Genomic DNA, 308 nt, shown 5'->3' with positions numbered 1-308 from the left:
TCGCATCGAGGCACACGGCCTCGGCGTGCGCGACCTGACCGACTCGCCGTCCACCCGCCTGGCCGCCGAGCGGGCCGGCGCCTTCGAACGGCCCGTGGACACCGCCGAGTTGCACGCGCCGTTCACCGCGCAGGAGATCGTCCTGCGCAAGGCCCTCCGGCTCGACGACGGCGCAGACATCAACCCCTCCGGCGGAGCCCTCGCCGCCCACCCGATCATGGCCGCCGGCCTCATCCGCCTCGGAGAGGCCGCCGCCCGTATCCACCGCGGTGAGTCCGACCGCGCCCTCGCCCACGCCACGTCCGGCC

1 pseudogene is annotated in these 308 nt (G+C 75.6%); it reads left to right on the top strand.

What is annotated here, in order from left to right:
- A pseudogene (locus IF47_RS0127210) lies at positions 1-308 on the top strand (lipid-transfer protein); the annotation flags it as partial.

The sequence above is a fragment of the Streptomyces megasporus genome (assembly GCF_000718985.1).
Taxonomy (GTDB): domain Bacteria; phylum Actinomycetota; class Actinomycetes; order Streptomycetales; family Streptomycetaceae; genus Streptomyces; species Streptomyces megasporus.
The sequence above is the reverse complement of the archived record's forward strand: the minus strand, read 5'-3'. Positions and strand labels throughout refer to the sequence as shown.